Origin of the sequence: Rhodococcus sp. WB9 (genome assembly GCF_007558985.1) — a bacterium.
Taxonomy (GTDB): Bacteria; Actinomycetota; Actinomycetes; order Mycobacteriales; family Mycobacteriaceae; genus Rhodococcus_F; species Rhodococcus_F opacus.
The window spans coordinates 4,261,555-4,286,353 of the sequence record NZ_CP041769.1 but is presented as its reverse complement, the minus strand read 5'-3'; the positions used below and the strand labels follow the sequence as shown (position 1 = coordinate 4,286,353).

The window sequence follows — 24,799 nt, the reverse complement described above, 5'->3', positions numbered from 1 at the left end:
TTTACCGAGTAGTCACCGGCGCGCCGCTCGCCCACTTCGGCAATGTGTCGCAGAACCGTCCTCGGAAATGTCTCGCAAAACCGTGCGCGGTAAGGGGCGCCGCTTGTCGACTACCCCAGCTGCGGGACACTCAACCACCAGCAAAAAATTCGGTTCGGGCAGCTTTCGGCGGCCACGCATCCATGCGGACTGTCTCTAGATGGCGGATTGGCGCCGAAAATCGAAAGTGCCGCAGCGGCAACACTGTTCACGGAGAAAATTCTGGGCGTTCACGTGGCGGCGGCGCGCACCGCCGCCACCAGTGCCGCGACAATGAGCACCAGCAGGAGGACCACGAGCAGTACCGGCGCGAGCAGGGACCCGAGGACAAGGACGAGAACGAGGGCGACCTTGGCCTTGCCGCTCAACCCGGACACGAGCGCTTTGATCGCGGCCCACACAGGATTCTTGCCGGTCAGCGCGGCCCGAATGCCTGCGATTACGGCGTCGATCCCCGCGTCGCTCTGCGAGATCGTGTCGACGAGCGTGTCCATCCATTCCCGGAACTTCTGCCGAATGTTCTGCGTCACCGTCTCGCCGCGTTCTCGCATCGCGTCCATGAGCCGGTGAACGTGGTCTTTCAGCCACGCGATGACCGCCTCGACCGACCGCGACAACAGTCCGCGTTCGGTCTCCTGCGAGAGCGGGTCAGGCCTGCGCCGACGAGCCGGCGTGGTGGGCCGAGGGCGCGCCGTCACGTGGGACCCTGTGTCTCGGGAACGCTTCCGGGCCGTCGGCTTCGTAGCGTCGGGGCGGTCCGCTCGGGGTGCGGGTTTGCTTCTCCCGGGCACGCTGTCGCGTGACGTGGAGGGTGATTTTTCGGCTGCCGGGCGCCTGGGGGGCAACGGTCGTCTTCGTGGCAGCCGACCCGAGGCTGCGCCGGCGGGCGGCGTCGACTTCATCGAAGTCTGGTGAGATCGACTTGTCGCCGCCGTGGCGGTGGCCCTCGCCTTGTCGTTGTCCGCGGTCTTGCTGTGAGAGGAAGTGCCTCCACGGTCAGGCCTGGCCGGTGTGCTCCGGCCGCTTGTCCTCACTCGTGCGCCCATACACCGCAATTACCCTCGCGACCATTCTTGAAACGGGAGCGGATTTCAGTGGGCGCTACAGGTGCGGCGGATCTACCGCTCGCCGACGCTGCGTTCGTCTGAGCGGGTTGTTGCGGGTGACGGTGAGCGGGTCGGAAGAGGCGGGTATCAGTGCGGTTCTGCATTCTGTCTCCTCGGGGCCCACCGTGAAGGTGGAGAAGTATGTTTTTCCGCGGGAGATTGTTCCGGTGAAGTCGAAGGAGCGGGCGGGCATCGGGGTTAGGATGCACAAGGAGATCTGCCCAGCTGGTACCGCTCATCGGCGCGGTATCGAACTCTGCCGCAGAGGCGGTGATGCCGGCGATGAGGAATTTCCCGGCGGAGAACGTGCCGAGCCGGACGGCCGGAGGGCGTCGGTGCCGCACACCGAATGCCACCCGCGCCGCTGTGCTCGCGGTGGGCGTTGCCGTTGCGATCGCGGGCTGCTCGACCAGTTCCGAGCCGACGACCTCGCAGGCGTCGAATGGTGCAGTGCCCGCCGCGACGAGCGCGGCCGCACCGGAGGGCTCGGCGCTGAAACCCATCGATCCGGCTGCATTCCAGGCCGCCGTGAACGCGGCGGCCGAGGAGCTACTCGTGCCCGGCGCGGTGGTGCAGCTCCGCACCCCACAGGGGACCTTTGGCGCCGTGGTCGGTACGGCCGAACTGGGCGCGCAGACGCCGCCTGACGAACAAACCCATTTCCGGATCGCGTCGAACACCAAGACCATGACTGCGGCGCTGACCGTGCTCCTCGCCCAGGACGGGAAGCTCGAGTTCAGCGACCCGGTGTCCACCTACGTTTCGGATGTGCCCAACGGCGAGAACATCACCGTCGCAGAGCTGTTGACGTTGCGCAGTGGGCTGTACAACTACACGAACTCATCCGAATTCGCGGCCACTCTGGATACCGACCCGGCGAAGGCCTGGACGCCGCAAGAGGTCTTGGATATCGCGTTTCGGCACCCGCCGGAATTCCCGCCGGGCACCTCCTACGAGTACAGCAATACGAACTACGCATTGCTGGGTCTGATCGCGGAGAAGGTCGGCGCGCGCCCATTGGCCGAGCAATTCCGGGATCGATTGTTCGGGCCCCTCGGGTTGCAGCAAACTTCGCTTCCCGCCGCCGACGACGCCGCGACCATCCCGGATCGCTATTCGCACGGCTACATGTACGGCGAATCGTCCTACGCGATGGTCGACGAGGAGTATCCCGCCGACATGCAGGCCGCCGCACGCGCGGGAACGCTCCAACCCCTCGATTACACCAACCAGAATTCCTCCTACGCCACCGCTGCCGGTGGCGCCATCTCCACCGCGGACGACCTGGCCACGTGGATCCGGGCCCTGGTGTCGGGCACTGTCCTGAATCCCGAGTACCAGCAGCAATGGCTCCACAGCCTGCAACCCGAGGATCCGAGCACACCCGACGGGCAGCAATACGGGTACGGCATCAGCTATCAGCGTTTCGGGCCGAACGCCTCGATGTACTACCACGGCGGTGAGCTGCCGGGTTTCAACTCGTTCATCGGCTACGACCCGGACAACGACGTCACGCTGGTGATCTGGACGAACCTGACCCTGTCACCCGAGGGCAAGACCACGGCGAACGCTATGCTCCCCACGGTTCTCGACGAGGTCTACGCCGGGATGTCGCTGGCGCCCACACCAGCTGCGACCACCACCAGGTGATGCGGTGCGCTGTGCCACGGTCCGATGCCCGAGATCGACCGCGAGGGCCCGTCTAGCGCTGGCAGGTCTCGCCGGTCGCCGGTGCGGCCGCCGGCGGTCGGGCAGAATCGTCCCTTGTGACCGACATGTCCGCACGAACACCCGGCGCGGCAGACGCCGAGGATGCCGACCTGGACAGGGCGCGCCATGGAGACGATGCCGCGTTCACCCGCCTCGTCGGACCGTTGCGCCGAGAACTGCACGCGCATTGTTACCGCATGCTCGGATCCAGTCACGACGCCGACGACGCTCTGCAGGACGCTTTGTTGCGGGCGTGGCGCGGTTTTGCTCGGTTCGAAGGTCGCAGCGCGCTGCGCTCCTGGCTCTACACCGTCGCGACACGCACGTGCCTGGACACCGTCGAATCGCGCGGTAGGCGGGCCCTGCCCGTCGACCTGGGCCCGTCCAGTGATCGTGCCGTCATCGGTGACATCCCGCTCACGGACGTGGCCTGGCTGGGGCCCTACGCTGACGCGGGTCCGACCGCCGAATCGGCGGGGCCGGCCGTACACTACGAGCAACGCGAGGCTGTCGAATTGGCATTCGTTGCGGCACTGCAACATCTGCCGGGGAATCAGCGGGCGGCCCTGCTTCTCTTCGAAGTCCTGGGTTTCTCCGCCGCCGAGATCGCCGACACCATGAATACGTCGACGGCGTCGGTGAACAGCGCGCTGCAGCGGGCACGGGCGATCGTCGCCGAAAAGATACCGCCGGTCACGCAGGCGCACACTTTGCGAGAGATCGACGATACGCGTCTGCGTGCCATCGTCGCCGGGTACTCCAGTGCTTTGGAACGCGGTGATGCCGACGCCCTGGTTGCCTTGCTGACGGAGGATGTCACCTGGTCGATGCCACCGATGGCGCACTGGTACCGCGGTCTCGACGCGGTCACCGATTTCGCGGTCCGGGTCCCGCTCACGGGGTGCGGTTCGTGGCGTCACCTCCCGGTCGGTGCGAACGGTCAGCCCGCCGTCGCCTTCTACCTCTGGGACGAAGACGCCGGCACCCACCTGCCCTGGTCGATCACCGTGCTGACCCTGCGCGGCACCAAGATCGCGGACCTCACCTCGTTCCTCGGGCCGGAACACTTCGAGCCGTTCGGGCTGCCCGAATCGCTGCCCTGAACCCTTGCTCGGCGAGGTGCTGTGCGCCACGGGCGGCACCACGACGGCACACACATCTTTACCGAGACCTCGAGCCGAACATTTCAGCCCTGCCGGCGGACAATCGCCGGGGTAGTCTTCCGATGCCGCGGTTTCGCCACCGATGATGCAGCCGCAGGTTACAGTCGGAACCGGTTTTTCCTTCTTCAGCAGGGTGGGATCGCGATGAACTTGATCAAGAAATCGGCAGCGTCGGTCCTCGTCGCAGCGACGGTGACACTCGGGGCGGGTACGGCCCACGCCGACCCGGTCCTACCGAACACGGGAACGCCGGCCCTGGCGATCCCCGGCAGGCACGAGGTCGACAAGCAGAAGGCCCTCGAGAACATGCTCAACGAGCTCGGCGTCGGCTGGGCCAACGGGGGAGCGGCCGGGACGGCGATCGGCGCGCTCATCGGTCTCGGCGTCGGGTGTGTCTCGATGTTCCCCGGCAGTCTCGCCGGTTGCATCGTCGGCACGCCGATCGGGGCGATCACCGGCGCGATCGTCGGTATCGGGCAGGGCAACCCCCGGGCGCAGCAGGCCATTCACGAATACATCAACACCCAGTGAGTCGTTGTCCGTCAGCTCTGTTCGCGGAGTTGACGGATCACGGGCGCGAACATCTCCAGATACGGTTCGTGGACGGTGATGTACGAGAAACCGTAGCGCTCCCGATGGCGTCGGAGCTGCTCGGCCATCTCCTCCACGGTCCCCACGAGGACAAACGGGGTGCCGAGGACGTCGTCGACTGACATCGTCCCACCGAGCCGGTCCGCGATCTCGCTAGCCGCGGCCCGGCGGTCATCCGTCTCGACGACCGTCTGGACCAGTAGATGCCACTCGATGTCTTCAGCTCTCGCGCCGGCGTGTGTCCGCACGAACCGAATTCGCTCGGCGGTCTCGTTCGCGGTAGCGAGGCGGAAGGTGCCCGGGGGTCGGCCCGGAATGTGAAATGCCCCCGCGACGCCGACGATGTCGGCGTGGGCCGCCGCGACCCGCAGCACCCGGTCGCCGGTGCCGCCGATGATCAGTGGTGGGCCCGAGCCGCCGAATCCGCGCCGCTGTAACGGTCGTGGCAGGGTGCGGCCCTCGGGTAACTCGTCGAGATCCGCTGTGAAGAAGGTGCGCAGGCCGTCGACCATCTCCGACAACTGTTCGACCCGTCCGCCGAGGGCTTTCCATTCGATACCAGCTGCGTCGAACTCCCACTTCATGTGTCCGGCACCGAGTCCGATGTCGAGCCTTCCGTCGGTGAGGACGTCCGTCGTCGCGATCTCGCGGGCGAGGAGGGCGGCATTCCAGAACGGTGCGTTGAGCACCAGGGTTCCGACACGCAAGCGGGTGGCATCGGCGACGGCCACCAGCAGCGGAAACGGGGCCGGGGCGCCGAGATGGTCCGCGGCGAACACGGTGTCGTAGCCGGCGCTCTCGCCGAGTCGGCATCGGTCGAGAAGGGCGTCGCGGGACTCGAAGCCGAAGATGTTGAACGAGAATCGGAAATCACGCATGGTCTTCACGATGCACCCCCAGCGGCTCGGCTGGTGACCGAATGCGGTGAGGAAATCCAAGGACCGCATGGCGACGGAAGTAGGCCTTGCTTCGCGGTGGGCGCACGGTGCAGTCGGACGGGGTGGGAGAGGCATCGACCGCCTGCTGGTGGTCGAGGGCGGCACCGAACGCACTGAAGTCGGCCTCGCCGCTGGGCGTCGCGGATCTGTTCGAATGCCGCCTTCAGTTCGACAGCCGCGGTCGCATCCGCCGTCGGAGGATCCGGGATGGTGACATCGGTTGGGGGCGCCTTCGGTGTCGCGGCCGATCTGGCGCACCCGGATTGTGCTGGACAGGCGAACAGTGCCCAGCGTCACGACGACTGCTGGGCACTGCTCTCGTGCTCGGTATCGACCGAGGTGAAAGTGGGTGGGCTACCGAGTTCGGTACGTCGAAGAGAAGGGTGGCCGCGCCAGCCGGAGCAATTCCAGCGCCAGAAGCGAGCCGCGGGGACCCAACTCGTCCTGATACCGGCGGATCACGTCCGTCTCGCCGCCGAGCGCGACCATCGGTGCACCGGACTCGACCCGGGTTCGGGCCGCGAGCTGTGCGAGAGCGAGACGGCGATTGACCGCATCCAGGATCTCCGCATCGAGGCGGGCGATCTCGGCGTGAACGCGACTCAAATCTGTGGCGGCAGGTGATGCGCCCCCAGCGTTTTCGGCGACCGCCCCGCAATCAGTGTCCGTCATCATTGCTCCTCGACTGGGTGACCGTGTACGACCATCCTCGAACGGGAGTGGCCGTGAAGACAGACACCCTTGGGTGCAGATTGTCGACCCCTGGCCGACTCGACCGCCCGAGTGGGTACCGCGGTGCACCTCGGGTCTATCGCAGTGCGATGAACCGCTGCAATTTCCCGCTCGCCTGATGACGCTGCAGATGGTCGACGACCGCGATCCGGACCTGCGGATCGGCCACACCTTGCCGGCCCAACGCCGCGGCGACAGCCGGCGCCAGCGCGGCGACGTCCGGGTCGCCGACCGCGAAGATCTCCGCTCCGTCGACCGTCTGTCTGACCTGATACTCCGAAATACGCGGATCTGCGCCGAGGACGTAACGAAAAGTGCTCGCCGGCACGATCGTCGTTCCGTACCGGAAATCGTCGTCGCGCCGCCCACCGATGTCGGCGACGCGCGCGAACGCGCTTCCGCACGCGCACCGATCGGGCAGCAACGTGACCTGGTCTCCGAGGTCGTACCGGATGAAGGGAAACGTGCGGTTGGCCAGACCCGTGGCCAGCGTTCGCGCGGCGGGCGCATCGGCTGCGACCGGAGCACCACTGTCATCGACACGCTCGAGCACAACCTCGTCCTCGCACACGTGCAGGCCCTCGCCGTATCCGCAACCCACGGCCTGCACGCCGATCTCGGTCGACCCCCAGAGGTTGTGGATCGGCACCGACCAGGCGTCGCGGACGGCCTGCCGGTCCTCAATCAGCAGGGGTTCGGAGTTCGTGCTCACCCGCACGGGACTGATCTTCAGGTCACCCGCCACTGCCGCTCGGGCAAGTCGTCCGATCACCGTCGCATAGCCCACCAGATGCGTGGGCCTGGCAGCGGCCACCGCGGCGACGACCTCGTCGAACGGTGCGCCCACCGGGATCACGACGGTCTCCATCCCCGGTGCGGTCGGCACGTCGAACAGAGGGGTGCTCGCATGCGGGGGGACACCGGCCGCCAGCACGGCCAGCCGTGCGGGAGACCGCACCGACGACGCCCGCCGTTCCTCGCGCGCCTGTACCCGCCAGGCAAGGCACGCCGCCGAAACGTAGAACTGCCAATCCCAGACGTAGACGCCGCGGACACCACTCGACCCACCCGAGCTGAAGATCTGCTCGTCGCCCGACGTGTACGAAAACCATTGCTGCTCGGACAGAATCCGTTCGGCGCGTTCGCGGTCGAGGTCGCGAACCGTGACGACCGCATCCCATTCGTCCTGGGCGTCCCGCTTCGTCATCATCGGCAGCGACGCCAGGTCGGCGGCCGAGGCCGAGGACGGATCGAGACCGCGAAGTCTCCGGGCATGAAATGGCGACCGCTCGCGTGCGTGCGCGAGGAGGGCCCGCAGCCGCTCGGTGCGGTAGCGCTCGATCTGATCTCTCGACCAATCCAGGCGTCCCATGTGATCCTCGAGTGCGGCCTGAACCGCATTGACCTGGCCGGCACGCACACGCGCGTACGCCGTGTGCTCCGCGTCTTCCGAAGCACCTCCGGGAACCGATCGCGACATGACGCCTCCGCATCACCGTGGTCCGGCGCAGCACGTTCGTACGTACCCTTCCGAGTTTTGCACAACGACGCACCGGCCGTCAGGCACGTGCACGAACCCCAACGCGGTGCCCACAAGTCTCCGAGCGGCTCAGCCCCGCCGGCCCGGGGGTCGGATGCATTATTCAGCACGGAGGTGACGTGGCAGCGGAGAAGCATCTTCCAACGTAACGGGCCGGACTTTCAGAGTTCGGCGGCCGGTGCGCGTTCGTCGGTGCGAACCTTTCGCAGGAGCCGTTTCAGTGTTCGGGAGTCCCTCCACCCGAACGATGTGTGGTCTGTGGCGCGGCGGTGGACCATATCGAAGATTCGTGCGGGGACGACCACCTGGTGTCACGCCGCACTTGCCACGACCTCAATGACCGCGCGGTGGGGCCGGTCGTCCTCGAGCGCGAAGCCCGCATCGTGCAGCGCCGCGGGAGGCAGTGCCGGCCGCAATGCCGAGATCACCTCGAAGGCAAAGGCGTTGAAATCTTCCCTGCCGAAGGGGTTCGTGAGGGTGACCGTGGCCACGGAACCGAGCAATTCGCTCTCGCGGGCCAACCGGGGGAGTTGCCGTTCCCAGACGGGCGTAGAGGTGATGCCCGACCCGGCGATCACGGCGACCGCGGCGAGGGCTCGAACGTGGTCGATCCACCCGTGCGGGGGCACGACGACGCCCTCGAAGAGAAGGTCCGTGTCGTCCTCGATCAACAGGGTGCGCCGTCGTCCGATCGCAACGACGGAAGGTTTTGTTCTCCGATTCCGCGCTCACGCGCTCCTGCGAGACAGTCAATTCGAGTTTCGAAGTTCGAACTTGAGGACCTTCCCGGTCGGGGTGCGGGGGAGTTCGAGGGGAAAGACGATCTCATCGGGCACCTTGAACTTCGCGATACGCCCACGGGTGTGCTCGACGAGTTCCTCAGCCGTGACCGTCGCCCCCTTCCTCACAATGACGAATGCCTTGGGCCGCTCGCCCCACTTGGGATGTGGGACACCGATGACCGCGACGTCGAGTACGGCGGGGTGCGTTATCAATGCCTGCTCCACCTCGATGGTCGAGATGTTCTCGCCGCCGGAGATGACGATGTCCTTCGCGCGGTCCTTGAGCTGGATGTAGCCGTCCGGGTGCAGGACGCCGAGATCGCCCGTGTGGAACCAGCCGCCCGCGAAGGCTTCCTCAGTGGCCTCCGGGTTGCGGTAGTAGCCGAGCATGACGTTGTTGCCGCGCAGCACGATCTCGCCCATGGTCTCGCCGTCGGCGGGGACGTCGTTCATCTGCGCGTCGACGACGCGGGCGGTTTCCGCCTGCACCATGCCCACGCCCTGCCGGGACAGCAGGGACGCGCGTTCCTCGGGGGTGCGCTCGCTCCACGACTCCTGGTACTCGCAGATCGTATACGGCCCGTACACCTCGGTCAGCCCGTACACGTGGACGACGGTGACGCCGATCGCCTCCAACTGGCCGATCACCGTCGGTGACGGCGGCGCCGCGGCGGTGGTGATTCGCAGTGCGTCGACCGGATGTGCCTGGGGCGCTTCGGCAATTGTGGAGCACACGGCGGGAGCGCCGCACAGGTGAGTGACACCGAGGGTCTCGATGGCGTCCCAGATCGCATCGGCGCGCACCGCGCGCAGGCAAATGTGCGTGCCGGCGGCCTGCGTGACCGCCCACGGGGTGCACCATCCGTTGCAGTGGAACATCGGCAGCGTCCACAGGTATTTGGTGGACCCGGTGAAGCCGTTGTGGAACGTCTCGCCCAGGGCATTGAGATACGCGCCGCGGTGCGTGTACATCACGCCCTTCGGTTTCCCGGTGGTCCCGGACGTGTAATTGATCGCGATCACCTGCTGTTCGTTATCGACACCCCAGTGCAACGGGATGTCGTCCACGTCGTCTGCGGCCGCGAGGAAGTCGGCGTACATCCCGGTCGCGATCCCCTCCGGGACCACCGGCCGCGCGATCGTGGAGTCGGGAATCTCGACCACCTCGCGCAGACTCGGGACGGCGTCGCGGGCGGTCGCGACGGATCCCACGAGTTCGGAGTCGACGAACAGCAGGCTCGTCCCGGAGTGCTCGAGGATGTACTCCAGTTCACGGCCCGCCAGCCGCCAGTTCAGCGCGATGAAGATGCCACCTGCGAGGGGCACCGCGAAGTGGGCGAACAGCATCTCGGGGGTGTTCGGGCACAGGAACGCAACGCGGTCGCCGGGCTCGATCCGGCTCCGCAGGACCCGGGCGAGTCTTTCGACTTCGTCGCCGAAATCGCGATAGCTGTAGCGGCGGTCGCCGTGAATGACGGCGACCCGATCCGGGAACACCGTCGCCGAGCGCTCCAGGAAGCGCAGCGGACTGAGCGGTGTGTGGTTCGCGGGCGAGAGGGTCGGTCCGGACACTGGAACCTCCGAGATGTGGTGAAGGTGCTCTGACGGGCGATGCACGCCCAAGATGACGTTATGGAACATCACGCCGGCACCGCTACCCTCCGAGGTGGGTATGCCGAATATGAGAGTGCCGGTGAACGACACGTCGAGACCCCGCGAATCGCCGACCGGCCGTCGCTGAGCGTCGAGACCGTCAGGTCGTACATGCGCAATCTAATGGGCAAGTTGGAGGAGCGCAGCAGGCAGGAAGCTGTCGTGGAAGCCCGGAGACAGGGTTTGCTTCCCTGACCTGTTGCAGTATCGGGTACTGATTCCGAGATGCCCTGCGTTCGAGGGCTGTTCATCTCATTCGGATCGGCCGTCCGGGCAGGGTGCTGCCACGACGACGGGCTGCGGAGGGTGCGCCGCGCCGGCGCCGTGTCGAAATCGAGACCACGCCGCCGAGCGGGAATGGATGAGCCGCTTTGGCATTCACGAGCCCCTCTGGCGCGTCACGGATTTGTCACGACATGACGTCGAAACGGTATCGAAACCTCAGAACAGCACAATTTTCACTCGCGTTTCTCAATAGTCGAACATCCGTACCTTGTTCATGCCGTGTGAATTTCGGGAGGAGGCCACGTTCGGGGGCCCGCCGCTGCAGATCTGCCGACGCGGGTTCGTAATCCCGACACCTTCGAGGCGCGGGACGAGGCACCGAAAGGGATGCCGGACCGACAACCGAGGCGTTGTCGCCGGCACGCCGCGTCCGCACGCGCGGAGAGGATTGAGCCAGCATGACCACTCGCAACATGGAGAAGCACACCCTCGGCTGGATCGCCCTGATCGGCGTGGCCGTCACCGTTCTGCTCGGGCTGGGCGCCGGAACCGCCGGAGGGGCCCCGCACGACTGGGAAGAAGTCGCCGAGTGCGAAAGCGGCGGCGACTGGACCACCGACACCGGAAACGGGTTCTACGGCGGACTGCAGTTCACACCGGAAACCTGGAAAGCCAACGGTGGAACGGGCATGGCCTCGGAAGCCAGTCAGGCCGAGCAGATCCGCGTCGCCGAGAACGTCCTGAAAACCCAGGGCCCCGGCGCGTGGCCCGTGTGCGGCCAGTACCTGAAAAAAGGCGGCACAGCGCCCGTCGAGGTACCCCACACCACACCTGCACCGGCGCCGGCACCGGCCATCGAAACTCCTGACCCTGTCGAGACTCCTGACCTCGTCGAGACGCCGGATGTTGTCGAGACGCCGGATGTTGTCGAGACGCCGGATGTTGTCGAGACGCCGGATGTTGTCGAGACGCCGGATGTTGTCGAGACGCCGGATGTTGTCGAGACGCCGGATGTTGTCGAGACGCCGGATGTTGTCGAAGCGCCTGCGACCGTCGACGATTCCGCCGCGGTGAAGGCAGCGGTGAAGGCGGCGGCCCAGGAAGCGCTGAACAGCGCCCGTGAACTTGCCGAGCAGAACGGGTCGGCTCAGGTGTTCGAGGAGCGGGCGTCGGCTCCCCGGTAACGTCCGACGGTTCTTGTGCGAACTAACCACACAGAACGGTCGTGCCGTCGCCTACGAAGGAGATCTCGTGCAGAAGAAGTCCGCTAGGCGTACCGCAGCATTGGTCGGGATACTGTCCGCACCTCTCGTTCTCGGAGCCACCGTGGGGGCCGGAACCGCGAGTGCCGAACCCTGGCACATCGGCCCCATGTATCGTGCCGAGACGTCCGGTGAAGGTGCGGAATACTTCTGCGGGAAGGCTGCGGCGCTCGAGCAGACGTCGGGAGTCGTGATAGTGCCATGCACGTTCGATGAACCGACCAATGTCTGGTACCGCGTCGTCTTCAACCCGGCCTCCTGGGGCTTCGACTTCTGAGGTGAACTGCCGGGATCGAGGCGCACCTGACGAAGCGGTGACCGGGCACCGTCGGCGCACTCCGCTTCGTCGAGTGCGTCGCCTCCCGGCCGCGCGCAGACTCCTCGGTATGGCCGAGGGAAGAGCAGAATGAGTGTCGAGACAACCCAGCGCAGCGAGGTCGACGTCGCAATGGCGCGGAGTTGGCTTCTGGTCCCTGCGGTCGGGGGCGAGGTCCTCGCGGCTGCGGCTGCGTCTGGCGCCGACTCGCTGATCATCGACCTCGAGGACGGTTTGCCGTTCGCGGCGAAAGACGAGGGGCGGGCCTGCACCGCTGAGTGGCTCGCCCGAAATGCAGGTTGGGTGCGGATCAACGACGCGACCACCCCGCACTGGCAGCGCGACCTCGACGCGCTCCGCGGCCTGCCCGGCCTGCGCGGGCTGATGCTGTCGAAAACGGAAGCACCCGAACAGGTGCGGGACACCGCTGAAAAGATTTCGGGTGTTCCGGTGGTCGCTCTCGTCGAGTCCGCGGCCGCGATCGTGGCAGTCGACGACATTGCTCGCACCGCTCCCGTCTGTCGACTCGCGTTCGGGATCGGCGACTACTGCCGCGACACGGGTGCCGGGCGAACCCCGATGGCGTTGGCGTACGCCCGATCCCGGCTCGTCAATGCCAGCCGGGCTGCCCGGATCGGAGCCCCGATCGACGGGCCGACGCTGTCTCGCGACGCCGAGGTCGTGCGGGACGACACGCGACTGGCCCGCGAAATGGGGATGACCGGAAAACTGACCCTCGCGTCCGACCAGGTGCCGGTGATCAATACCGCGTTGGCACCCGATGCGGACGACATCTCGTGGGCGGAAACGACGATCGAGCGTCTGGGTGTGGACGGAAGCCGCGTCACTCACGGCGGGCATCTGCCACAGCTCGCCCGCGCCCACGACATTCTCCGTCGCGCAGACCACTTCGCATCTCGGGCCTAGGACGGTCGGGCGTCCTCGTGCTCGGCCTGCCGGGTCGCGCGGTACGCGGTGAACACGCCGGCTGCCGCGATGACGCCGAGGCCGAGGAAGAGCACTCGTGCCGAGGCGAGGGCCGAGGGCGCACCGAGGTTGACCAGCACCCCGGCGACCGCGGACCCGACGGCCATGGCGATCAACTCGACCGTGTTGAGCCCCGCCGCGGCCTTGGCCCCCTCCTGCTCGTCGTCGGTGCTCCGCATCGCGGCGACCATCAGGTGCGGGAAGGCGAGGCCGATCCCGGCACCGGCGGCGGCCAGGGCGCCCGCCCACAGAATCACCACTCCCAGCCCGGCGTCGTCACGCCAGAGGGCCGCTGTGAGGACGAGGCCGGCGGCGAGAACCAGTGGTCCGGCGATCTTCGCCGCCGTCTGCGCACGCGGGCGGGAGAGGTCGGAGCTGAAGATCATGGTCGCCGACCATCCCACCGACATCATGGCGCCGAGGAAGCCTGCGGCGAACGGCACCAGTCCGGCGAGCCGTTGACCGAACAGGGGTGTGAAGGCCTCCGACACGGTGCCGGACGCGAGCACCGCGATGGTGAGGTAGATCCACTTCAGCGACGACGCCCGGGTGTACGTCGACTGCGGCAGCACTCGGCGCGGTGATCGCCGCTCCCAGGCCAGGAAGAGAACGATGAACGCGGCCCCGACCGCGATCAGGGCCAGCATGTGGGTCCGGTTGCCGAGGATGCCCGCTACGCTGATCGCGATCGTCGCGAGGGTGAGCAGTACGAGTGACGTGGCAGGCACGGGTTCTCCGCCACGCACACGCTCGGTGCGCGCCAACGCGTGGGGAGCGATCACGGCGATGGCGGCGGCAACCACTGCCAGCGCGACGAACGCGAGACGCCACTGGCCGAGTTGCGCGAACAGCCCACCGATCGCCGGTCCCGCCAGAGTTCCGACGCCCCACATCGCCGAGACCAGCGCGGTCGCGCGGGCCCACAGATATTCCGGTAGCGCCTCGCGCAGTACCGCATAGCTCAGCCCGGCGAGCAAGCCCCCACCGAGCCCCTGGACGGCTCGTCCGACGAGGAGCACCTCCATAGACGGGCTGACGGCGCAGATCATCGTGCCGACGAAGAACGGAGCCAGAGCGAACAGATACGCACCGAGCGCCCCGCGATGCGCGAGCAGCCGGCTGACGGTCATCGACGAGATCACGGACGCCACCATGAAGACGGTCGCGCTCCACGCGTACAGCGATTCGCGACCGAGCTCGCCGATGGCGGTGGGCAGCAGGCTCGTCGTCAGAAAGATGTTGACGGCGTGCAGTCCCACGCCGCCGGCGAGGACTGCGGACGTGGAGCGGTAGCGGGGTCCGAGCAGTGCGGACCAGCTGGCCGGTGACGGGGCGGTCGTTGTCATGCACTCCACGCTAAAATCTCGAGTGGACTCGAGGTCAAGGGGCTGGTGTGGTGTCTTTGGATCCGAAGGATCTGCTGTCGGTGGGGGAGGTGTCCCGTCGGACCGGTGTCGCCGTCTCGGCGCTGCACTACTACGAGCAGCTCGGACTGATCGCGTCGACGCGGACGTCCGGGAATCAACGCCGGTACGAACGGCACATGCTCCGGCGGATCTCGCTGATCGTGGTGGCCAAACGGCTCGGGATCCCACTGGCCGACGTGGGAACTGTGTTCGAGACGCTCCCGGCAGACCGGATGCCGTCGATCCGCGACTGGCAGCGCGTGTCGAAGCTGTGGCGGGTGCAGCTCGAGGATCAGCGCAAGCGAATCGAGCGCCTCGAACACGAGCTCACCGGATGCATCGGGTGTGGTTGCCTGTCGATGAAGGCGTGCTATCTGCTCAATCCCGAAGACCAACTCGCCGTAAAGGGGTCGGGACCGAATCGGCTCTGAACGGATCCCGCCAGTCGGTATGTCGCTATCGATTTCCGTCAGGGTGGGGTGCTTCCACTCCCAGGGGTGCCGCGAAGCCCCCCCGAGGGTTGCTTCAGTTCGGGAGCCGGAGTGGGCAGAGTTGTACCTGTCACCGAAACACTTCCCCGACACTCTGGAGACACTGAATGATCAACGCCCGACGCACCATTGCTGCCATCGCTTTTGCTGCCCTTCCCGTCCTGAGTGCCTTCGGGGCGGCGTCCGTCGCTCATGCCGAGCCGATCGGCCCGAACGGTCCCACCGGTGGGCAGTGTCCGATCGTGAACACGGACTCGAACGGAAACGAGACAGTGACGTACGGCAAGCCCGGTGATCGCAACGGTGCCCTGGTGTGCGGCGCGGACGGTGAATGGACCGTGGGCAAGGCCGGCGGATTCAAGGGCGGCCCCGGACAGATCCAGACGCAGCCCGGACTCTCACGCGGCTAGGCGGCGCATGAACTCGCTGGGTTGAACCTTCCGGACGGCATTGACGAACGGGTCAGAGGTACTCGTGGCGGTGTCCGCATTCGAGGCCGTCGGGCGCCGATCGTGGGCATCGATTCATGCAGTGGAAGACGCGATACCGCTTGCCCGGGGGCAGCGACGCGAAGCCGGCATGAGCGTCCTTGATTTCGTATCCGATCGGACCGCGGCAGAACGAACAGGTCTTGGTCTCGTCGGTTCCGGTCTCCATCCATCGATCGTAGGGCGGTTCACGGTTGGGAAGTCAGGAATCTCGCGTTCCGTCTGCCACGGGTGACCTCAGGTCGTGGGCGTCGCCAAGATGTGTTTGAGGCCGGCGAGGTCTATCGTCGCGCCGAGGTCAGCGATCGTCACGCCCGATAGTGATGCGCGCCAAGCCTGTTCGGCGCCGGCCATGACTTTCGCGATGCCGCAAGCAGAGCGGCACTGCTCTGGAGGGGCGGCGAGCACTCCTTGCCGGCGGATCTCGGTGCATCGAAAGGCGGGCTCGGTTCCGTCGACGGCCTGGACGACGTCGAGGACGGTGATGGCCTCGGGTGCGCGGGTCAGGACGTATCCGCCGTCGCGGCCCTCGGTGGGGTGGACGAGGCCAGCCCGTGCGAGCGACTGCAGGTGCTTGGCGAGGTATGTCTTCGAGACACCGTGCAGTTCGGCCAGCCGGGCCGTGGGTACCGGGCTTTCGGCCTGGCTGAGAACCACGCAGCAGTGAAGTGCCCACTCCACACCACCGGAAAGCTTCATGGCCACGACTCTATCCACGCCCCTGTGTCAGTGGTGCGGGTGGTATTGCGTCATCGTTTCAGGCGAGTTCGCGCAACCACTCGTCCAGAGTGGTCGGTGCGATCCAGGCATTGGCGCCGGGTGTCGGAGTGATCGCAGCGTCATCGAGTTTGGCACCGAAATAGCCGGCGTCGGGATCGGACGTCACGGTCCGCTGGTCGCCGGTCGAGGCGAACAGCCGTCGAACGAGTGCATCGATGCCGAGCGGTTCAGGTCCCGCAATTTCGACTGTGCCGCCCAGCGGGGCACCGACGGCGACCTCTGCTACCCGGGTGACGACGTCTTTCGAAGCAATCGGCTGAAGATGTGCCGGGGTCGCATGCACCGTCTCGCCGACTGTGCCTGCCGCAGCGATGCCGGCGATGAACTCGAAAAACTGCGTCGATCGCACGATCGAGTAAGGGATGGGGCCGGACTTGACCAGATCCTCCTGGGCGACTTTGGCACGCATGTATCCGGAGTCGGGGAGTCGATCGGCGCCGACGATGGACAGGACGACATGGTGCCCCACGCCTGCCGCCTCTTCGGCGGCGAGCATGTGCTTCGTCGATTCGCGGAAAAAGGCCAGGACGTCGTCGTCTTCCCACGACGGCGAGTTGGTGAGGTCCACGACGACGTCGGCGCCCTCCATAGCCTCCGCGACTCCCTTGCCGGTGGTGGTGTCGATACCGTCGCCGCGACCGAGGGCCGCGACGTCGTGCCCGGACTCGCTCAGCGTCGATGCGACCTGACTCCCGATGAGTCCGGTTCCGAAAATGACGATCTTCATGCCCGTCTCCTGACTTGGATTTATAGTGTCCTAGTTTACTCGGATGGTAGGTGTCCGAGTCAAGGGTGGTGTACGTTCTGTGTGCCGGACGGGCCGGGCCGGCCTCGTCGTCCTTCGGATGTAGGTATGGAGCCAGGGCAGCGTGAATCAAATCCGTTCTGGTGCAAGGACTATGTCAAACTCGCATCGAGCCCAGTTCCGGTCGCCGATGTGGCGCCCATCGGGGGTGGGTGTCCCTGGGGTTTGCTCCACGAAGTCCTTGATCAGCGAGTCCTTCACGCCGAACACGCTGTCCCCGCGTTCGAGTTGCGGATCGCCCGCGACGAAGATGTGCGTGACGAGGGTCCGCAGGCCATCCGCGGTGACCATGAAGTGAAGGTGCGCCACCCTCATCGGTGATCGGTTGGTAGCGGCCAGCATCTTTCCGACCGGACCATCGCACACCGGAGAAGATCGCCGCCGGTCTCGCCGGGCTCTTCGCAGCAATTCCCGATGCGCAATGGAGCCTCGATGACACGCTCATCGGTGGCAACCGTGCGGCGGTGACCTACGCACTGTCCGGTCACTTGAATGGCCGCCTGGGCCCGTACGAGCCGAAAGGGCAGAGTGTTCACCTGGAGTGAAAGGCAACCGCATCATTACCAGCACCGACTATTGGGACGGTGGTGCTCTTCATCGCCAGCTGAGCACGTCGTGAATATTCAATGCGGCTTCAGCCCTTCCTCTTTCGGATGATCTTCGTCGACTCCTGGGCCTTCGCCCGCTTCTCTGCCCGGCGCTCCCTGAGTGCGCGTGCGGACTGTTTCGAACTCTTGACGGCGGATTTGTCAGCCATTGTCGCTCCATCTTCGAGTGGCAACCACGAACAGACCCTGACCATACCCAGGAAAGTGGATAAGTCCACTTCGGCATCCGGCTCGAACGGGGTGCCGTGTCGGAAGCGATCATCCGTGAGATCCCAAGAACCGCAGGAACGCTCACGAACTTGCTTATTCCTGGGCGGTGGCTATGGTGCATGCAGGCATCAACGGCATCTACCGGAGGACTGAAATGTGAATGCAGCTACCGATCGTCAATGGGCGGTTCGTGACGCTGTTCTGCGTTGGCTTCTCGCGAAGGCGACGGAAGGGTACCGAAGTCCGATTCTGGACGCGGATGCCATCGGTGAGACGGTCGGCTGGGCGCCCTCACCCCTGACTCGGGACGAGGTGGCCGATGCGTCGAATTATCTTTACCGGGAAGGGTATGTGACGGGCGTGCCGGTGATGGGCATCGGAATTCCGCGCCCGATGTTGACGGTGGCCGGGCGGCGCGTCGCCACGACGGGAAGGCCTCTGCGACGGGCGATGCGCGGTCACGACGTCGTGAGCTAGCGACAGCTGGCTCCGTCCGTCGACGTACCAGCTGGTGCGTCACCTGCGCAGTCGAGAGCGAGGTTCGGGACGAGCGGGCGAGACTGCCGTCGCCCGCTCGTTCCCGCCCCGTGCTCAGATGGTTCACGGCGCAGTCAGGTCCTCGAGGACGGCCGCGGTGGTGTCGGCGATCGCCTGGTTGTTTCCCTGCGCGTCTTCCTGATTCGTGAGGCTGTCGGTGAGGATGGCGAGGACGATGGGCGCGCCGTCCGGACTCCACGCGACACCGGCATCGTTGGCGGTGCCGAAGCCGCCGCCACCGGTCTTGTCGGTGGCAGTCCATCCGGTCGGCAGCCCGGCGCGCATTCTCTTGTCCGACGTCTTGCTCGCCCGCATCCACTCGAGGAGCTGGTCACGGCTGGCCGTGTCGAGGGCGTCTCCCAGGAGCAGCGCACGGAAACCCTGCGCGAGGCCGTTCGGTGTCGTCGTGTCCCGGGGGTCGTCGCGGAATGCGGTGTTGAGTTCGGTCTCCCACCGGTCCAGCCGTGTGCTCCCGTCTCCGACCTCTCGGGCGAGGTCGGTGACCGCCTGCGGACCGCCGATCTCCCGGAGCAGGTAGTTCCCGGCAGTGTTGTCGCTCTGCGTCAGCGCTGCTTCGGCGATCTGCGCCAAGGTCATCGGGGTGCCGGCCGCAGCGGCGGTGACCGGCGAGTTCTCGACGAGGTCGCCGGGTTCGATCTCGACGGTCTTGTCGAGTGACGTGGACCCGTCCTCGGTCATTTGCAGGACCGCGGCGGACGCGTAGGCCTTGAACGTCGAGCACATCGCGAACCGTTCGTCGCCTCGGTGGCTGTAGACCTCGCCGGTCGCGGGATTGACTGCCGTCACTCCGATCCGCGTGGAGTGCTGCGCCTCCAGGGCGTCGATCGTCGCGTCGAGGGGCCGCCGATCCGGCGCCGCAACCACCGACGTGGTGGGCTGGGCTTGTTCCGCGGTGGCCGTGCACGCCCCGAGCAGCAGGGGCAGAGCCAGCGCGAGAGTGACGGCACCGCGACGACCGGTGCGCCGGGGCTTCGGATGATTTCGGTTTGTGGGCATGGATCCAATGTCGGATGCGGACACTCATAGCGCAAAGACGACAGCGGCGTGGTCGCTAGTCGGGTGCGCTATCGCCGCAGTTCAGGGCAATGTTTTGTGCCCGGGAATCGGTGGCGTCACCCGACGGGGGCGGTCGGAACTGGTTCAATGGTCGCCATGGATCTGCTCCGCCACCTGAGTTTCTTTGTCGCCGTTGCGGAAGAGGGACATTTCGGCAACGCCGCATCCCGGCTCGGAATGACGCAACCGCCGCTGTCACAGGGAGTGCGGCGGCTCGAACAGCGACTCGGCGCGGAGCTGGTCCAGCGCAGTGCCCGAGGAGTCGGGCTCACCGATGCCGGACGCCAATTGCTCCCGCGTGCGCGGCTTCTCGTTGCCGACGCGGCCCGATTCGAGGACGAGGCGCACCGCATCGCCGGCGGTCGCGATGCGGTGGTGCGGTGGGGTGTCCCGCACTCGGTGGCCGACTGTGTGGTGGTGCGGTGTGTCCGTGCTCTTCGCGACGCGGACGAGGCCCGGCCCACCCGGGTGGTGACGACCACGGCGTCCAGCACCGAACTGGTGGACGCCGTCCGCACGGGCAGTCTCGACGTCGCCGTGGTCGAACATCCCGCTCTGCTCACCGGCGTCGACAGCGGGCCGGTGCTGAAGCTTCGACGGTGGGTGGTGGTGCCGGACGACCATCCGGCGGCGGTCGCGAAGAAGGCGCAGGTCCGGATGCTGCGCGGACTGGCCCTCGCCACCGGTCCACGGTCGGACAATCCGCCTGCCCATGACCTGTTCGTCGACCTGTGGCGGGCCCGGGGTGCGGACCCGGACATCGTGGTCGCACCGGGTCCGCGAGAGATTCTCACGCACGTGGCCGCAGGCGGTCATTTCGGGGTGACGGCGACGGCACCGACGGTCATGCCGGGAGTGGCCTGGGTCGATCTGCTGCGTGACGATCTCGCGCTGCGCCTGCGCATCGTCTGGCGCTCCGGGGCCGACGTCGCACCGTCCGCTGCCGCCCTCGACCGGGTGCTGCTGAGGGCCGATCGATGACCGCGTCGGCGGAGAAGCGGCTCCGTGACGTCTTCGCCGACGCCGGTTGTACCGGATGGCTGCACGCGCGCCGCGTCGGGACCCCGATCGGCGATGGGGGTGACATCGCGGTCGGCGCGGACGACCTCGTGGTTCTGGCGTCGGTCTACAAACTTCCGCTACTCGTAGCCCTGTGCCGTGCTTTCGAATCCGGGGAGTTGTCGCCGACCGCGACCGTCCGGATCAATCCGGCCGACTGCACTCCGGGGCCGACGGGGGTGTCGACGTTCCGCGATCCCGTGGTGCTGAGCTGGCGGGATCTGGCGCTGTCGATGATGACCGTGTCCGACAACGCTGCCGCCGACCTCGTTCTCGGGCAGGTGGGACTGGAGAGCGTCGAGCGGGCGCTGTCCGAGTTGGGCATGACGAGCACGCGCATCATCGGCGGCACAGCGGATGCGCACCGCAGCCTGGTGATCGACGCCCACGCGCACACCACTGCCGAAGCATTCGCGGCACTGGCCGACAACGACGAGGCGTGGACCGTGTCCGCCTACGACCCGTCGTATGCGAGCGCGACGACTCCGCGGGAGATGACCTCGCTTCTCGACGCGATCTGGACCGGTAGGGCGGTGCCCGGGCCGCAGGGCGAGTTCGTCCGGCACGTGATGTCCGCGCAGATCTGGCAGCACCGCATCCGGTCCGGGTTCCCGTATTCCGAGGTGGACGTCGCCGGGAAGACCGGGACAATCGGCGCCATCCGCAACGAGGTGGCCGTCGTGACGTTTCCCGGCGAGACTCCCGTCGCGGTCGCCGTCTTCACCCGCGCCGCCCGAACCGATCCCGTGCTTCCTGTGGTCGATGCCGCGATCGGGCACGCCGCCCGGATCGCGGTGACCGAACTCCGCTCCGGCCGCGTCGACTGAGGTACTCAGCCCGGATAACGCCGGGGCGTGAACACCCTCGTTCCGTGTTCGCTCTCGACGACGGTCGTCATGGAGGAGCCCACGATGAGCAGGCACCGCATGTCGATCTCGGCCGGGTCGAGGTCCGCGAGCCGCACGACCCGCACCGACTCCTGCGCGCCGGCCACGTCGCGGCCGATGATCACCGGGGTGTCGGGGGAGCGGTGCTCGAGAACCAGATCGCGCATCGCGGCGACCTGCCAGGTGCGTGACTTCGACGCGGGGTTGTAGACGGCGAAGGCCATGTCGGCGCTCGCGACCGCGGAGATGCGCTGCGCCACCACGTCCCACGGCTTGAGCCGGTCCGACAGCGACAGGACGGCGTAGTCGTGACCGAGGGGTGCGCCGACCCGGCTCGCGACGGCGTTCGCGGCGGTCATGCCGGGCAGGACGCGCACGGGGACGCCGCGCCACTGCTCCTCGGCCGCGACTTCCAGCACCGCGGCGGCCATCGCGAACACACCCGGGTCACCGGACGACACGACGGCGACGCGGGCCCCGTTCTTGGCCAGGTCGAGCGCCATCGCGGCACGTTCGGCCTCGACGCGGTTGTCGCTGGAGTGACGGCGCTGGCCGGGACGTTCGGGGACCCGGTCGATGTAGGGGCCGTAGCCGACGAGATCGGTGGCGAGCGACAGTTCGTGCTGCACTTCCGGTGTCGTCCAGGCCTGATCGCCGGGACCGAGCCCGACGACGACGAGTTCGCCCTGCGGTGCCGCGTCGTCGCGGCGCGCGTTCGACGGGCTGGGCACGATGGCGATCGAGAAGTAGGGGACGTCGCTGTCCGAGACGTCGTCGGCGGCGTCGATCTTCTGCCGGGTCGTGCTGGCCCGCTCGACGTACCACGTCTCGTCGATGCGGCCGGAGTCCTTCAACGCCTGCCGAACGGCCGGGTAGGTCCGTCCGAGCTTCAGGATCGCGGCGGCGTCGGTCTCCCGTAGGCGCCGCGTCAGCTCGCCGGGCGGCAGCGTTCCCGGCAGGACGGTCAGGATTTCCTCGCCCTCGACGAGCGGCATCGCCAGCGCGGCGGAGGCGGCGCTGATCGACGTGACCCCGGGAATGACCTCCGCCTCGAAGCGCTGCGCCAACCTCTTGTGCATGTGCATGTAGGAGCTGTAGAACAGCGGGTCGCCCGCCGCGAGGAGCGCGACCGACCGGCCGGCGTCGAGGTGGGCGGCGAGTCGCTGCGACGCCTCCTCGTAGAACTCGTCCATCGCCCCCTGGTAACCGCCCGGGTGGTCGACGGTCTCGGTGGTGACGGGGTAGACGAGGTGCTCCTCGATCTGTCCCTCACGCAGGTACGGCGCCGCGACCGCGCGGGAGATGCTCTTGCCGTGCCGGGCGCTGTGGAACGCCACCACATCGGCCTCGGCGATGACCCGCGCGGCCTTCACCGTCACCAGTTCCGGGTCGCCCGGTCCGATGCCGACGCCCCACAGTTTGCCGGTCACCCGCTCGTCGGAGCTCATTCGACCTCGCTCGCAATCGCATTCAGCGCCGCAGCTGTGATGGCGCTGCCACCCCGGCGGCCGCGGACCACCAGATAGTCCAGTCCGCGCGGGTGTTCGATCAACGCTTCCTTCGACTCGGCCGCACCGATGAAGCCGACCGGACCGCCCACGATCGCGGCAGGCCGGGGTGCCCCGGATTCGATCATGTCCAGCAGGTAGAACAACGCGGTCGGGGCGTTGCCGATCGCGACGACGGCACCGTCGAGTTTGCTGCCCCACAATTCGAGTGCGGCCGCCGAGCGGGTGTTCCCGATCTGCTCCGCCAGCACCGGGACCCGGGGGTCGCGCAGCGTGCAGAGGACCTCGTTGTCCGCAGGGAGACGCTTCCGGGTCACGCCGGCAGCGACCATCTGCGCGTCGCACAGGATCGGGGCGCCGCCCGCCAGCGCCGCGCGGGCGGCCTTCACGACACCGGGGGTGAACGCGACGTCGTCCACGAGGTCGACCTGACCGCTTGCGTGGATCATGCGGACCACGGCCTGCGAGACGTCCTCGGGAAAGGCACTGAGATCCGCCTCGGCGCGGATCGTGGCGAAGGACTGGCGGTAGATCTCCGCGCCGTCTCGGATGTACTCGATCATCCGCTCACGATAGAGGCACCGCGGTCACGGCTCCTCCACCCGGTAACCCGTCTCCGTGGCGACGACGTCGGCGACCTCACCCTTGGGCCGCCCGCAGCACCGCTCGCAGCCCGACCAGTGCTGCCGGCCCTCCACCGGGAGTTCGCCGCTCGCGACGGCGTCCCGCGCGTCGGATCGCACGTCGGCGAGCGCCTTCTCGCAGCCGGGTTGCCCGGTGCAGGCGCTGACGTTCAGCCACGGCGAGTTCTCGTCGAAGATCAGGCCCATCGGGGCGAGGACCCGGACCACCTGCTCGGCCGACCACTCGTCGAGATCGCACAGCAACACCGATTTCCACGGCGTGACGATCACCGGCTTCTCGACCGCGGCGAGGAACTCGGCCAGCCGGGCATCGAGGATCCCGAACGCGAGGCCGCCGCCGAGGGTCACGTTGCCGTCCGGTTGGTCGAGCCACCCGATCGGCGGCCGATGGTCGTCGAACCCGCTCACCGGGTCGGCGGTCGGTGCGAGCGTCAACGCCGACAGGACCCGTTCGACCCCGTCGGCGATCTCGGACAGCCGCCAGTGCTGATCGCGCAGCTCCAGGAAGACGCGGGCGGCGTTCAGGAGCACCGCCACCGATTCCGTCGCCGCGATCCGGGCACCGCTGTCGCGACCGGCGAGGACCAGGGCGACCTCCGTCTCGCTCACCGCATGGACGCCGAAATCGCCGCCGAGCGCCGACACGTCGCCGCGTCCGTCGTCGAGGGTGAACAGCGTGCGGCCGGGCAGGTCCGCCAGCGCGGCGTCCGCGCACAACGTCCGGTCGAGTTCGTCGACCAGATCCCGCAGGTCCGCGACACCACCGATCCGGCCGGTCAGCGGCGAGACGAGGATGTTGCGGACCCGCTCGTGGGTCTCCGACGGCAGGAGGCCCGCGTCGGCGAGGCGGCGGGCGAACTCCTGCGGATCGCGGACCGCCCGCAGTTGCGCGTTGCCGCGGGAGGTCAGTTCGATCTCGCCGTTTCCGAGGTCGCGGGCCGATTCCGCGAGGGTCTGCAGCTGGGTGGAGGTCAGCACACCTCCGGGGAGGCGCACCCGGGCGAGGGCACCGTCGGCGGCCCGGTGGACCTGCAGCGCGCCGGGGCATGCGTCGGGGCGGGAACGGGAGTCGACCATGGTCCCAGGTTACGTCCGGCCCCGGGTAGCATCACCAGCACTTGCGACAGCAGGAGAGGAAGCCGGTGAAAATCCGGTGCGGTCGCGCCACTGTGAGCCCGCCGAAACCGGTGGGCGAGCCAGACCCTCACCTGCCGTCCTCCGACCTACGGTTCCGCACAGAACCACCGCCACGGGG

27 protein-coding genes, 2 pseudogenes and 1 riboswitch are annotated in these 24,799 nt (G+C 67.3%); of the genes and pseudogenes, 13 read left to right on the top strand and 16 right to left on the bottom strand.

Annotated elements, in window-relative coordinates; translation table 11 throughout:
- Window positions 1–269: 269 nt before the first annotated feature.
- On the bottom strand, window positions 270–737 hold the full coding sequence (locus FND50_RS19695; protein ID WP_260850526.1) for a hypothetical protein: 468 nt from the start codon (window positions 735–737) through the stop codon (window positions 270–272).
- Between the two features lie 858 nt (window positions 738–1,595).
- On the opposite strand from FND50_RS19695, the gene FND50_RS19685 reads away from it, so the two are divergent.
- The 3 genes from FND50_RS19685 to FND50_RS19675 all read left to right on the top strand — a co-directional run bounded on the left by FND50_RS19685 (window position 1,596) and on the right by FND50_RS19675 (window position 4,549).
- On the top strand, window positions 1,596–2,795 hold the full coding sequence (locus FND50_RS19685; RefSeq protein WP_144286797.1) for a serine hydrolase: 1,200 nt from the start codon (window positions 1,596–1,598) through the stop codon (window positions 2,793–2,795).
- Window positions 2,796–2,911: 116 nt separating this feature from the next.
- The gene (locus tag FND50_RS19680) at window positions 2,912–3,958 is read left to right on the top strand and encodes a sigma-70 family RNA polymerase sigma factor (protein ID WP_144286796.1); all 1,047 of its coding nucleotides are present in this window, start codon (window positions 2,912–2,914) and stop codon (window positions 3,956–3,958) included.
- A gap of 204 nt (window positions 3,959–4,162) precedes the next feature.
- A complete protein-coding gene (locus tag FND50_RS19675) occupies window positions 4,163–4,549 on the top strand; it encodes a hypothetical protein (RefSeq protein WP_144286795.1) in 387 nt (128 codons plus the stop codon).
- An 11-nt stretch (window positions 4,550–4,560) separates the two neighbouring features.
- On the opposite strand, the gene FND50_RS19670 is transcribed toward FND50_RS19675, so the two are convergent.
- From FND50_RS19670 to FND50_RS19650, 5 genes are all read right to left on the bottom strand, one after another.
- Complete coding sequence (locus FND50_RS19670) at window positions 4,561–5,487, bottom strand: LLM class F420-dependent oxidoreductase (protein ID WP_186301337.1); 927 nt, start codon at window positions 5,485–5,487, stop codon at window positions 4,561–4,563.
- Window positions 5,488–5,901: 414 nt separating this feature from the next.
- Complete coding sequence (locus tag FND50_RS19665; RefSeq protein ID WP_037203437.1) at window positions 5,902–6,219, bottom strand: chorismate mutase; 318 nt, start codon at window positions 6,217–6,219, stop codon at window positions 5,902–5,904.
- A 136-nt stretch (window positions 6,220–6,355) separates the two neighbouring features.
- A complete protein-coding gene (locus FND50_RS19660) occupies window positions 6,356–7,759 on the bottom strand; it encodes a phenylacetate--CoA ligase family protein (RefSeq protein WP_144286793.1) in 1,404 nt (467 codons plus the stop codon).
- A gap of 371 nt (window positions 7,760–8,130) precedes the next feature.
- On the bottom strand, window positions 8,131–8,490 hold the full coding sequence (locus FND50_RS19655; RefSeq protein ID WP_260850525.1) for a hypothetical protein: 360 nt from the start codon (window positions 8,488–8,490) through the stop codon (window positions 8,131–8,133).
- A 78-nt stretch (window positions 8,491–8,568) separates the two neighbouring features.
- Entirely contained in the window at window positions 8,569–10,173 is a 1,605-nt protein-coding gene (locus tag FND50_RS19650) for an AMP-binding protein (protein ID WP_144286792.1), read from the bottom strand.
- A 147-nt stretch (window positions 10,174–10,320) separates the two neighbouring features.
- On the opposite strand from FND50_RS19650, the pseudogene FND50_RS19645 reads away from it, so the two are divergent.
- The 4 genes and pseudogenes from FND50_RS19645 to FND50_RS19630 all read left to right on the top strand — a co-directional run.
- A pseudogene (locus tag FND50_RS19645) lies at window positions 10,321–10,449 on the top strand (LuxR C-terminal-related transcriptional regulator); the annotation flags it as partial.
- Window positions 10,450–10,937: 488 nt separating this feature from the next.
- Window positions 10,938–11,663: a transglycosylase family protein gene (locus FND50_RS19640; protein ID WP_144286791.1), complete on the top strand. Its 726-nt coding sequence runs from the start codon at window positions 10,938–10,940 to the stop codon at window positions 11,661–11,663.
- A gap of 67 nt (window positions 11,664–11,730) precedes the next feature.
- Complete coding sequence (locus tag FND50_RS19635) at window positions 11,731–12,018, top strand: hypothetical protein (RefSeq protein WP_144286790.1); 288 nt, start codon at window positions 11,731–11,733, stop codon at window positions 12,016–12,018.
- 129 nt (window positions 12,019–12,147) lie between these two features.
- Complete coding sequence (locus FND50_RS19630; RefSeq protein WP_144286789.1) at window positions 12,148–12,984, top strand: CoA ester lyase; 837 nt, start codon at window positions 12,148–12,150, stop codon at window positions 12,982–12,984.
- On the opposite strand, the gene FND50_RS19625 is transcribed toward FND50_RS19630, so the two are convergent.
- Window positions 12,981–14,390 carry an MFS transporter gene (locus tag FND50_RS19625; RefSeq protein WP_144286788.1) on the bottom strand — a complete coding sequence of 470 codons (1,410 nt, stop codon included), beginning with the start codon at window positions 14,388–14,390 and terminating at the stop codon, window positions 12,981–12,983. The two genes, FND50_RS19630 and FND50_RS19625, sit on opposite strands and share 4 nt — an antisense overlap.
- A 50-nt stretch (window positions 14,391–14,440) precedes the next feature.
- Between FND50_RS19625 and soxR the strand changes: the two genes are divergently transcribed.
- Window positions 14,441–14,881 carry a redox-sensitive transcriptional activator SoxR gene (gene soxR, locus FND50_RS19620; RefSeq protein WP_144289111.1) on the top strand — a complete coding sequence of 147 codons (441 nt, stop codon included), beginning with the start codon at window positions 14,441–14,443 and terminating at the stop codon, window positions 14,879–14,881.
- A gap of 167 nt (window positions 14,882–15,048) precedes the next feature.
- Window positions 15,049–15,351 (top strand): hypothetical protein, encoded by a 303-nt coding sequence (locus FND50_RS19615; protein ID WP_144286787.1) that lies wholly within the window; start codon window positions 15,049–15,051, stop codon window positions 15,349–15,351.
- Between the two features lie 52 nt (window positions 15,352–15,403).
- Here FND50_RS19615 and FND50_RS19610 read toward each other — a convergent pair whose 3' ends face one another.
- From FND50_RS19610 to npcC, 4 genes and pseudogenes are all read right to left on the bottom strand, one after another.
- Window positions 15,404–15,598, bottom strand: a complete 195-nt coding sequence (locus tag FND50_RS19610; protein ID WP_005246414.1) for a hypothetical protein — start codon at window positions 15,596–15,598, stop codon at window positions 15,404–15,406.
- A 68-nt stretch (window positions 15,599–15,666) separates the two neighbouring features.
- On the bottom strand, window positions 15,667–16,128 hold the full coding sequence (locus FND50_RS19605) for an Rrf2 family transcriptional regulator (protein ID WP_039950286.1): 462 nt from the start codon (window positions 16,126–16,128) through the stop codon (window positions 15,667–15,669).
- A 58-nt stretch (window positions 16,129–16,186) separates the two neighbouring features.
- Window positions 16,187–16,936 (bottom strand): SDR family oxidoreductase, encoded by a 750-nt coding sequence (locus FND50_RS19600; RefSeq protein WP_144286786.1) that lies wholly within the window; start codon window positions 16,934–16,936, stop codon window positions 16,187–16,189.
- A 147-nt stretch (window positions 16,937–17,083) separates the two neighbouring features.
- Window positions 17,084–17,374, bottom strand: a pseudogene (gene npcC, locus FND50_RS19595) (hydroxyquinol 1,2-dioxygenase); the annotation flags it as partial.
- 14 nt (window positions 17,375–17,388) lie between these two features.
- On the opposite strand from npcC, the gene FND50_RS36875 reads away from it, so the two are divergent.
- The gene (locus FND50_RS36875; protein WP_313905326.1) at window positions 17,389–17,559 is read left to right on the top strand and encodes a hypothetical protein; all 171 of its coding nucleotides are present in this window, start codon (window positions 17,389–17,391) and stop codon (window positions 17,557–17,559) included.
- An 89-nt stretch (window positions 17,560–17,648) separates the two neighbouring features.
- On the opposite strand, the gene FND50_RS36870 is transcribed toward FND50_RS36875, so the two are convergent.
- Window positions 17,649–17,771, bottom strand: a complete 123-nt coding sequence (locus FND50_RS36870) for a hypothetical protein (RefSeq protein ID WP_005260704.1) — start codon at window positions 17,769–17,771, stop codon at window positions 17,649–17,651.
- A gap of 217 nt (window positions 17,772–17,988) precedes the next feature.
- Here FND50_RS36870 and FND50_RS19585 point away from each other — a divergent pair, with 217 nt between their 5' ends.
- The gene (locus tag FND50_RS19585; RefSeq protein WP_007295631.1) at window positions 17,989–18,309 is read left to right on the top strand and encodes a hypothetical protein; all 321 of its coding nucleotides are present in this window, start codon (window positions 17,989–17,991) and stop codon (window positions 18,307–18,309) included.
- 123 nt (window positions 18,310–18,432) lie between these two features.
- On the opposite strand, the gene bla is transcribed toward FND50_RS19585, so the two are convergent.
- Window positions 18,433–19,386: a class A beta-lactamase gene (bla, locus tag FND50_RS19580; protein ID WP_144286785.1), complete on the bottom strand. Its 954-nt coding sequence runs from the start codon at window positions 19,384–19,386 to the stop codon at window positions 18,433–18,435.
- Between the two features lie 147 nt (window positions 19,387–19,533).
- Between bla and FND50_RS19575 the strand changes: the two genes are divergently transcribed.
- Window positions 19,534–20,427 (top strand): LysR family transcriptional regulator, encoded by an 894-nt coding sequence (locus tag FND50_RS19575; protein ID WP_144286784.1) that lies wholly within the window; start codon window positions 19,534–19,536, stop codon window positions 20,425–20,427.
- Window positions 20,424–21,332 (top strand): serine hydrolase, encoded by a 909-nt coding sequence (locus tag FND50_RS19570; RefSeq protein ID WP_144286783.1) that lies wholly within the window; start codon window positions 20,424–20,426, stop codon window positions 21,330–21,332. The genes FND50_RS19575 and FND50_RS19570 overlap by 4 nt, the downstream gene beginning before the upstream one ends.
- A gap of 5 nt (window positions 21,333–21,337) precedes the next feature.
- Here FND50_RS19570 and FND50_RS19565 read toward each other — a convergent pair whose 3' ends face one another.
- The 3 genes from FND50_RS19565 to cobG are packed head-to-tail and all read right to left on the bottom strand — an operon-like array spanning window position 21,338 to window position 24,621.
- Window positions 21,338–22,840, bottom strand: a complete 1,503-nt coding sequence (locus FND50_RS19565; RefSeq protein ID WP_144286782.1) for a precorrin-2 C(20)-methyltransferase — start codon at window positions 22,838–22,840, stop codon at window positions 21,338–21,340.
- Window positions 22,837–23,463, bottom strand: a complete 627-nt coding sequence (locus tag FND50_RS19560) for a precorrin-8X methylmutase (protein ID WP_144286781.1) — start codon at window positions 23,461–23,463, stop codon at window positions 22,837–22,839. The genes FND50_RS19565 and FND50_RS19560 overlap by 4 nt, the downstream gene beginning before the upstream one ends.
- A gap of 24 nt (window positions 23,464–23,487) precedes the next feature.
- Window positions 23,488–24,621 (bottom strand): precorrin-3B synthase, encoded by a 1,134-nt coding sequence (cobG, locus tag FND50_RS19555; RefSeq protein ID WP_144286780.1) that lies wholly within the window; start codon window positions 24,619–24,621, stop codon window positions 23,488–23,490.
- 6 nt (window positions 24,622–24,627) lie between these two features.
- Window positions 24,628–24,771, top strand: a riboswitch (cobalamin riboswitch).
- Window positions 24,772–24,799 lie beyond the last annotated feature (28 nt).

What these genes read in the sequence shown, in the direction of transcription:
- FND50_RS19675 (WP_144286795.1), top strand. Translation starts at nt 4,163, where the DNA reads ATGAACTTGATCAAGAAATCGGCAGCGTCGGTCCTCGTCGCAGCGACG.
- FND50_RS19670 (WP_186301337.1), bottom strand. Translation starts at nt 5,487, where the DNA reads ATGCGTGATTTCCGATTCTCGTTCAACATCTTCGGCTTCGAGTCCCGC.
- FND50_RS19665 (WP_037203437.1), bottom strand. Translation starts at nt 6,219, where the DNA reads ATGACGGACACTGATTGCGGGGCGGTCGCCGAAAACGCTGGGGGCGCA.
- FND50_RS19660 (WP_144286793.1), bottom strand. Translation starts at nt 7,759, where the DNA reads ATGTCGCGATCGGTTCCCGGAGGTGCTTCGGAAGACGCGGAGCACACG.
- FND50_RS19640 (WP_144286791.1), top strand. Translation starts at nt 10,938, where the DNA reads ATGACCACTCGCAACATGGAGAAGCACACCCTCGGCTGGATCGCCCTG.
- FND50_RS19630 (WP_144286789.1), top strand. Translation starts at nt 12,148, where the DNA reads ATGAGTGTCGAGACAACCCAGCGCAGCGAGGTCGACGTCGCAATGGCG.
- FND50_RS19625 (WP_144286788.1), bottom strand. Translation starts at nt 14,390, where the DNA reads ATGACAACGACCGCCCCGTCACCGGCCAGCTGGTCCGCACTGCTCGGA.
- FND50_RS19615 (WP_144286787.1), top strand. Translation starts at nt 15,049, where the DNA reads ATGATCAACGCCCGACGCACCATTGCTGCCATCGCTTTTGCTGCCCTT.
- FND50_RS19610 (WP_005246414.1), bottom strand. Translation starts at nt 15,598, where the DNA reads ATGGAGACCGGAACCGACGAGACCAAGACCTGTTCGTTCTGCCGCGGT.
- FND50_RS19605 (WP_039950286.1), bottom strand. Translation starts at nt 16,128, where the DNA reads ATGAAGCTTTCCGGTGGTGTGGAGTGGGCACTTCACTGCTGCGTGGTT.
- FND50_RS19600 (WP_144286786.1), bottom strand. Translation starts at nt 16,936, where the DNA reads ATGAAGATCGTCATTTTCGGAACCGGACTCATCGGGAGTCAGGTCGCA.
- FND50_RS36870 (WP_005260704.1), bottom strand. Translation starts at nt 17,771, where the DNA reads ATGGCTGACAAATCCGCCGTCAAGAGTTCGAAACAGTCCGCACGCGCA.
- bla (WP_144286785.1), bottom strand. Translation starts at nt 19,386, where the DNA reads ATGCCCACAAACCGAAATCATCCGAAGCCCCGGCGCACCGGTCGTCGC.
- FND50_RS19575 (WP_144286784.1), top strand. Translation starts at nt 19,534, where the DNA reads ATGGTCGCCATGGATCTGCTCCGCCACCTGAGTTTCTTTGTCGCCGTT.
- FND50_RS19570 (WP_144286783.1), top strand. Translation starts at nt 20,424, where the DNA reads ATGACCGCGTCGGCGGAGAAGCGGCTCCGTGACGTCTTCGCCGACGCC.
- FND50_RS19565 (WP_144286782.1), bottom strand. Translation starts at nt 22,840, where the DNA reads ATGAGCTCCGACGAGCGGGTGACCGGCAAACTGTGGGGCGTCGGCATC.
- FND50_RS19560 (WP_144286781.1), bottom strand. Translation starts at nt 23,463, where the DNA reads ATGATCGAGTACATCCGAGACGGCGCGGAGATCTACCGCCAGTCCTTC.
- cobG (WP_144286780.1), bottom strand. Translation starts at nt 24,621, where the DNA reads ATGGTCGACTCCCGTTCCCGCCCCGACGCATGCCCCGGCGCGCTGCAG.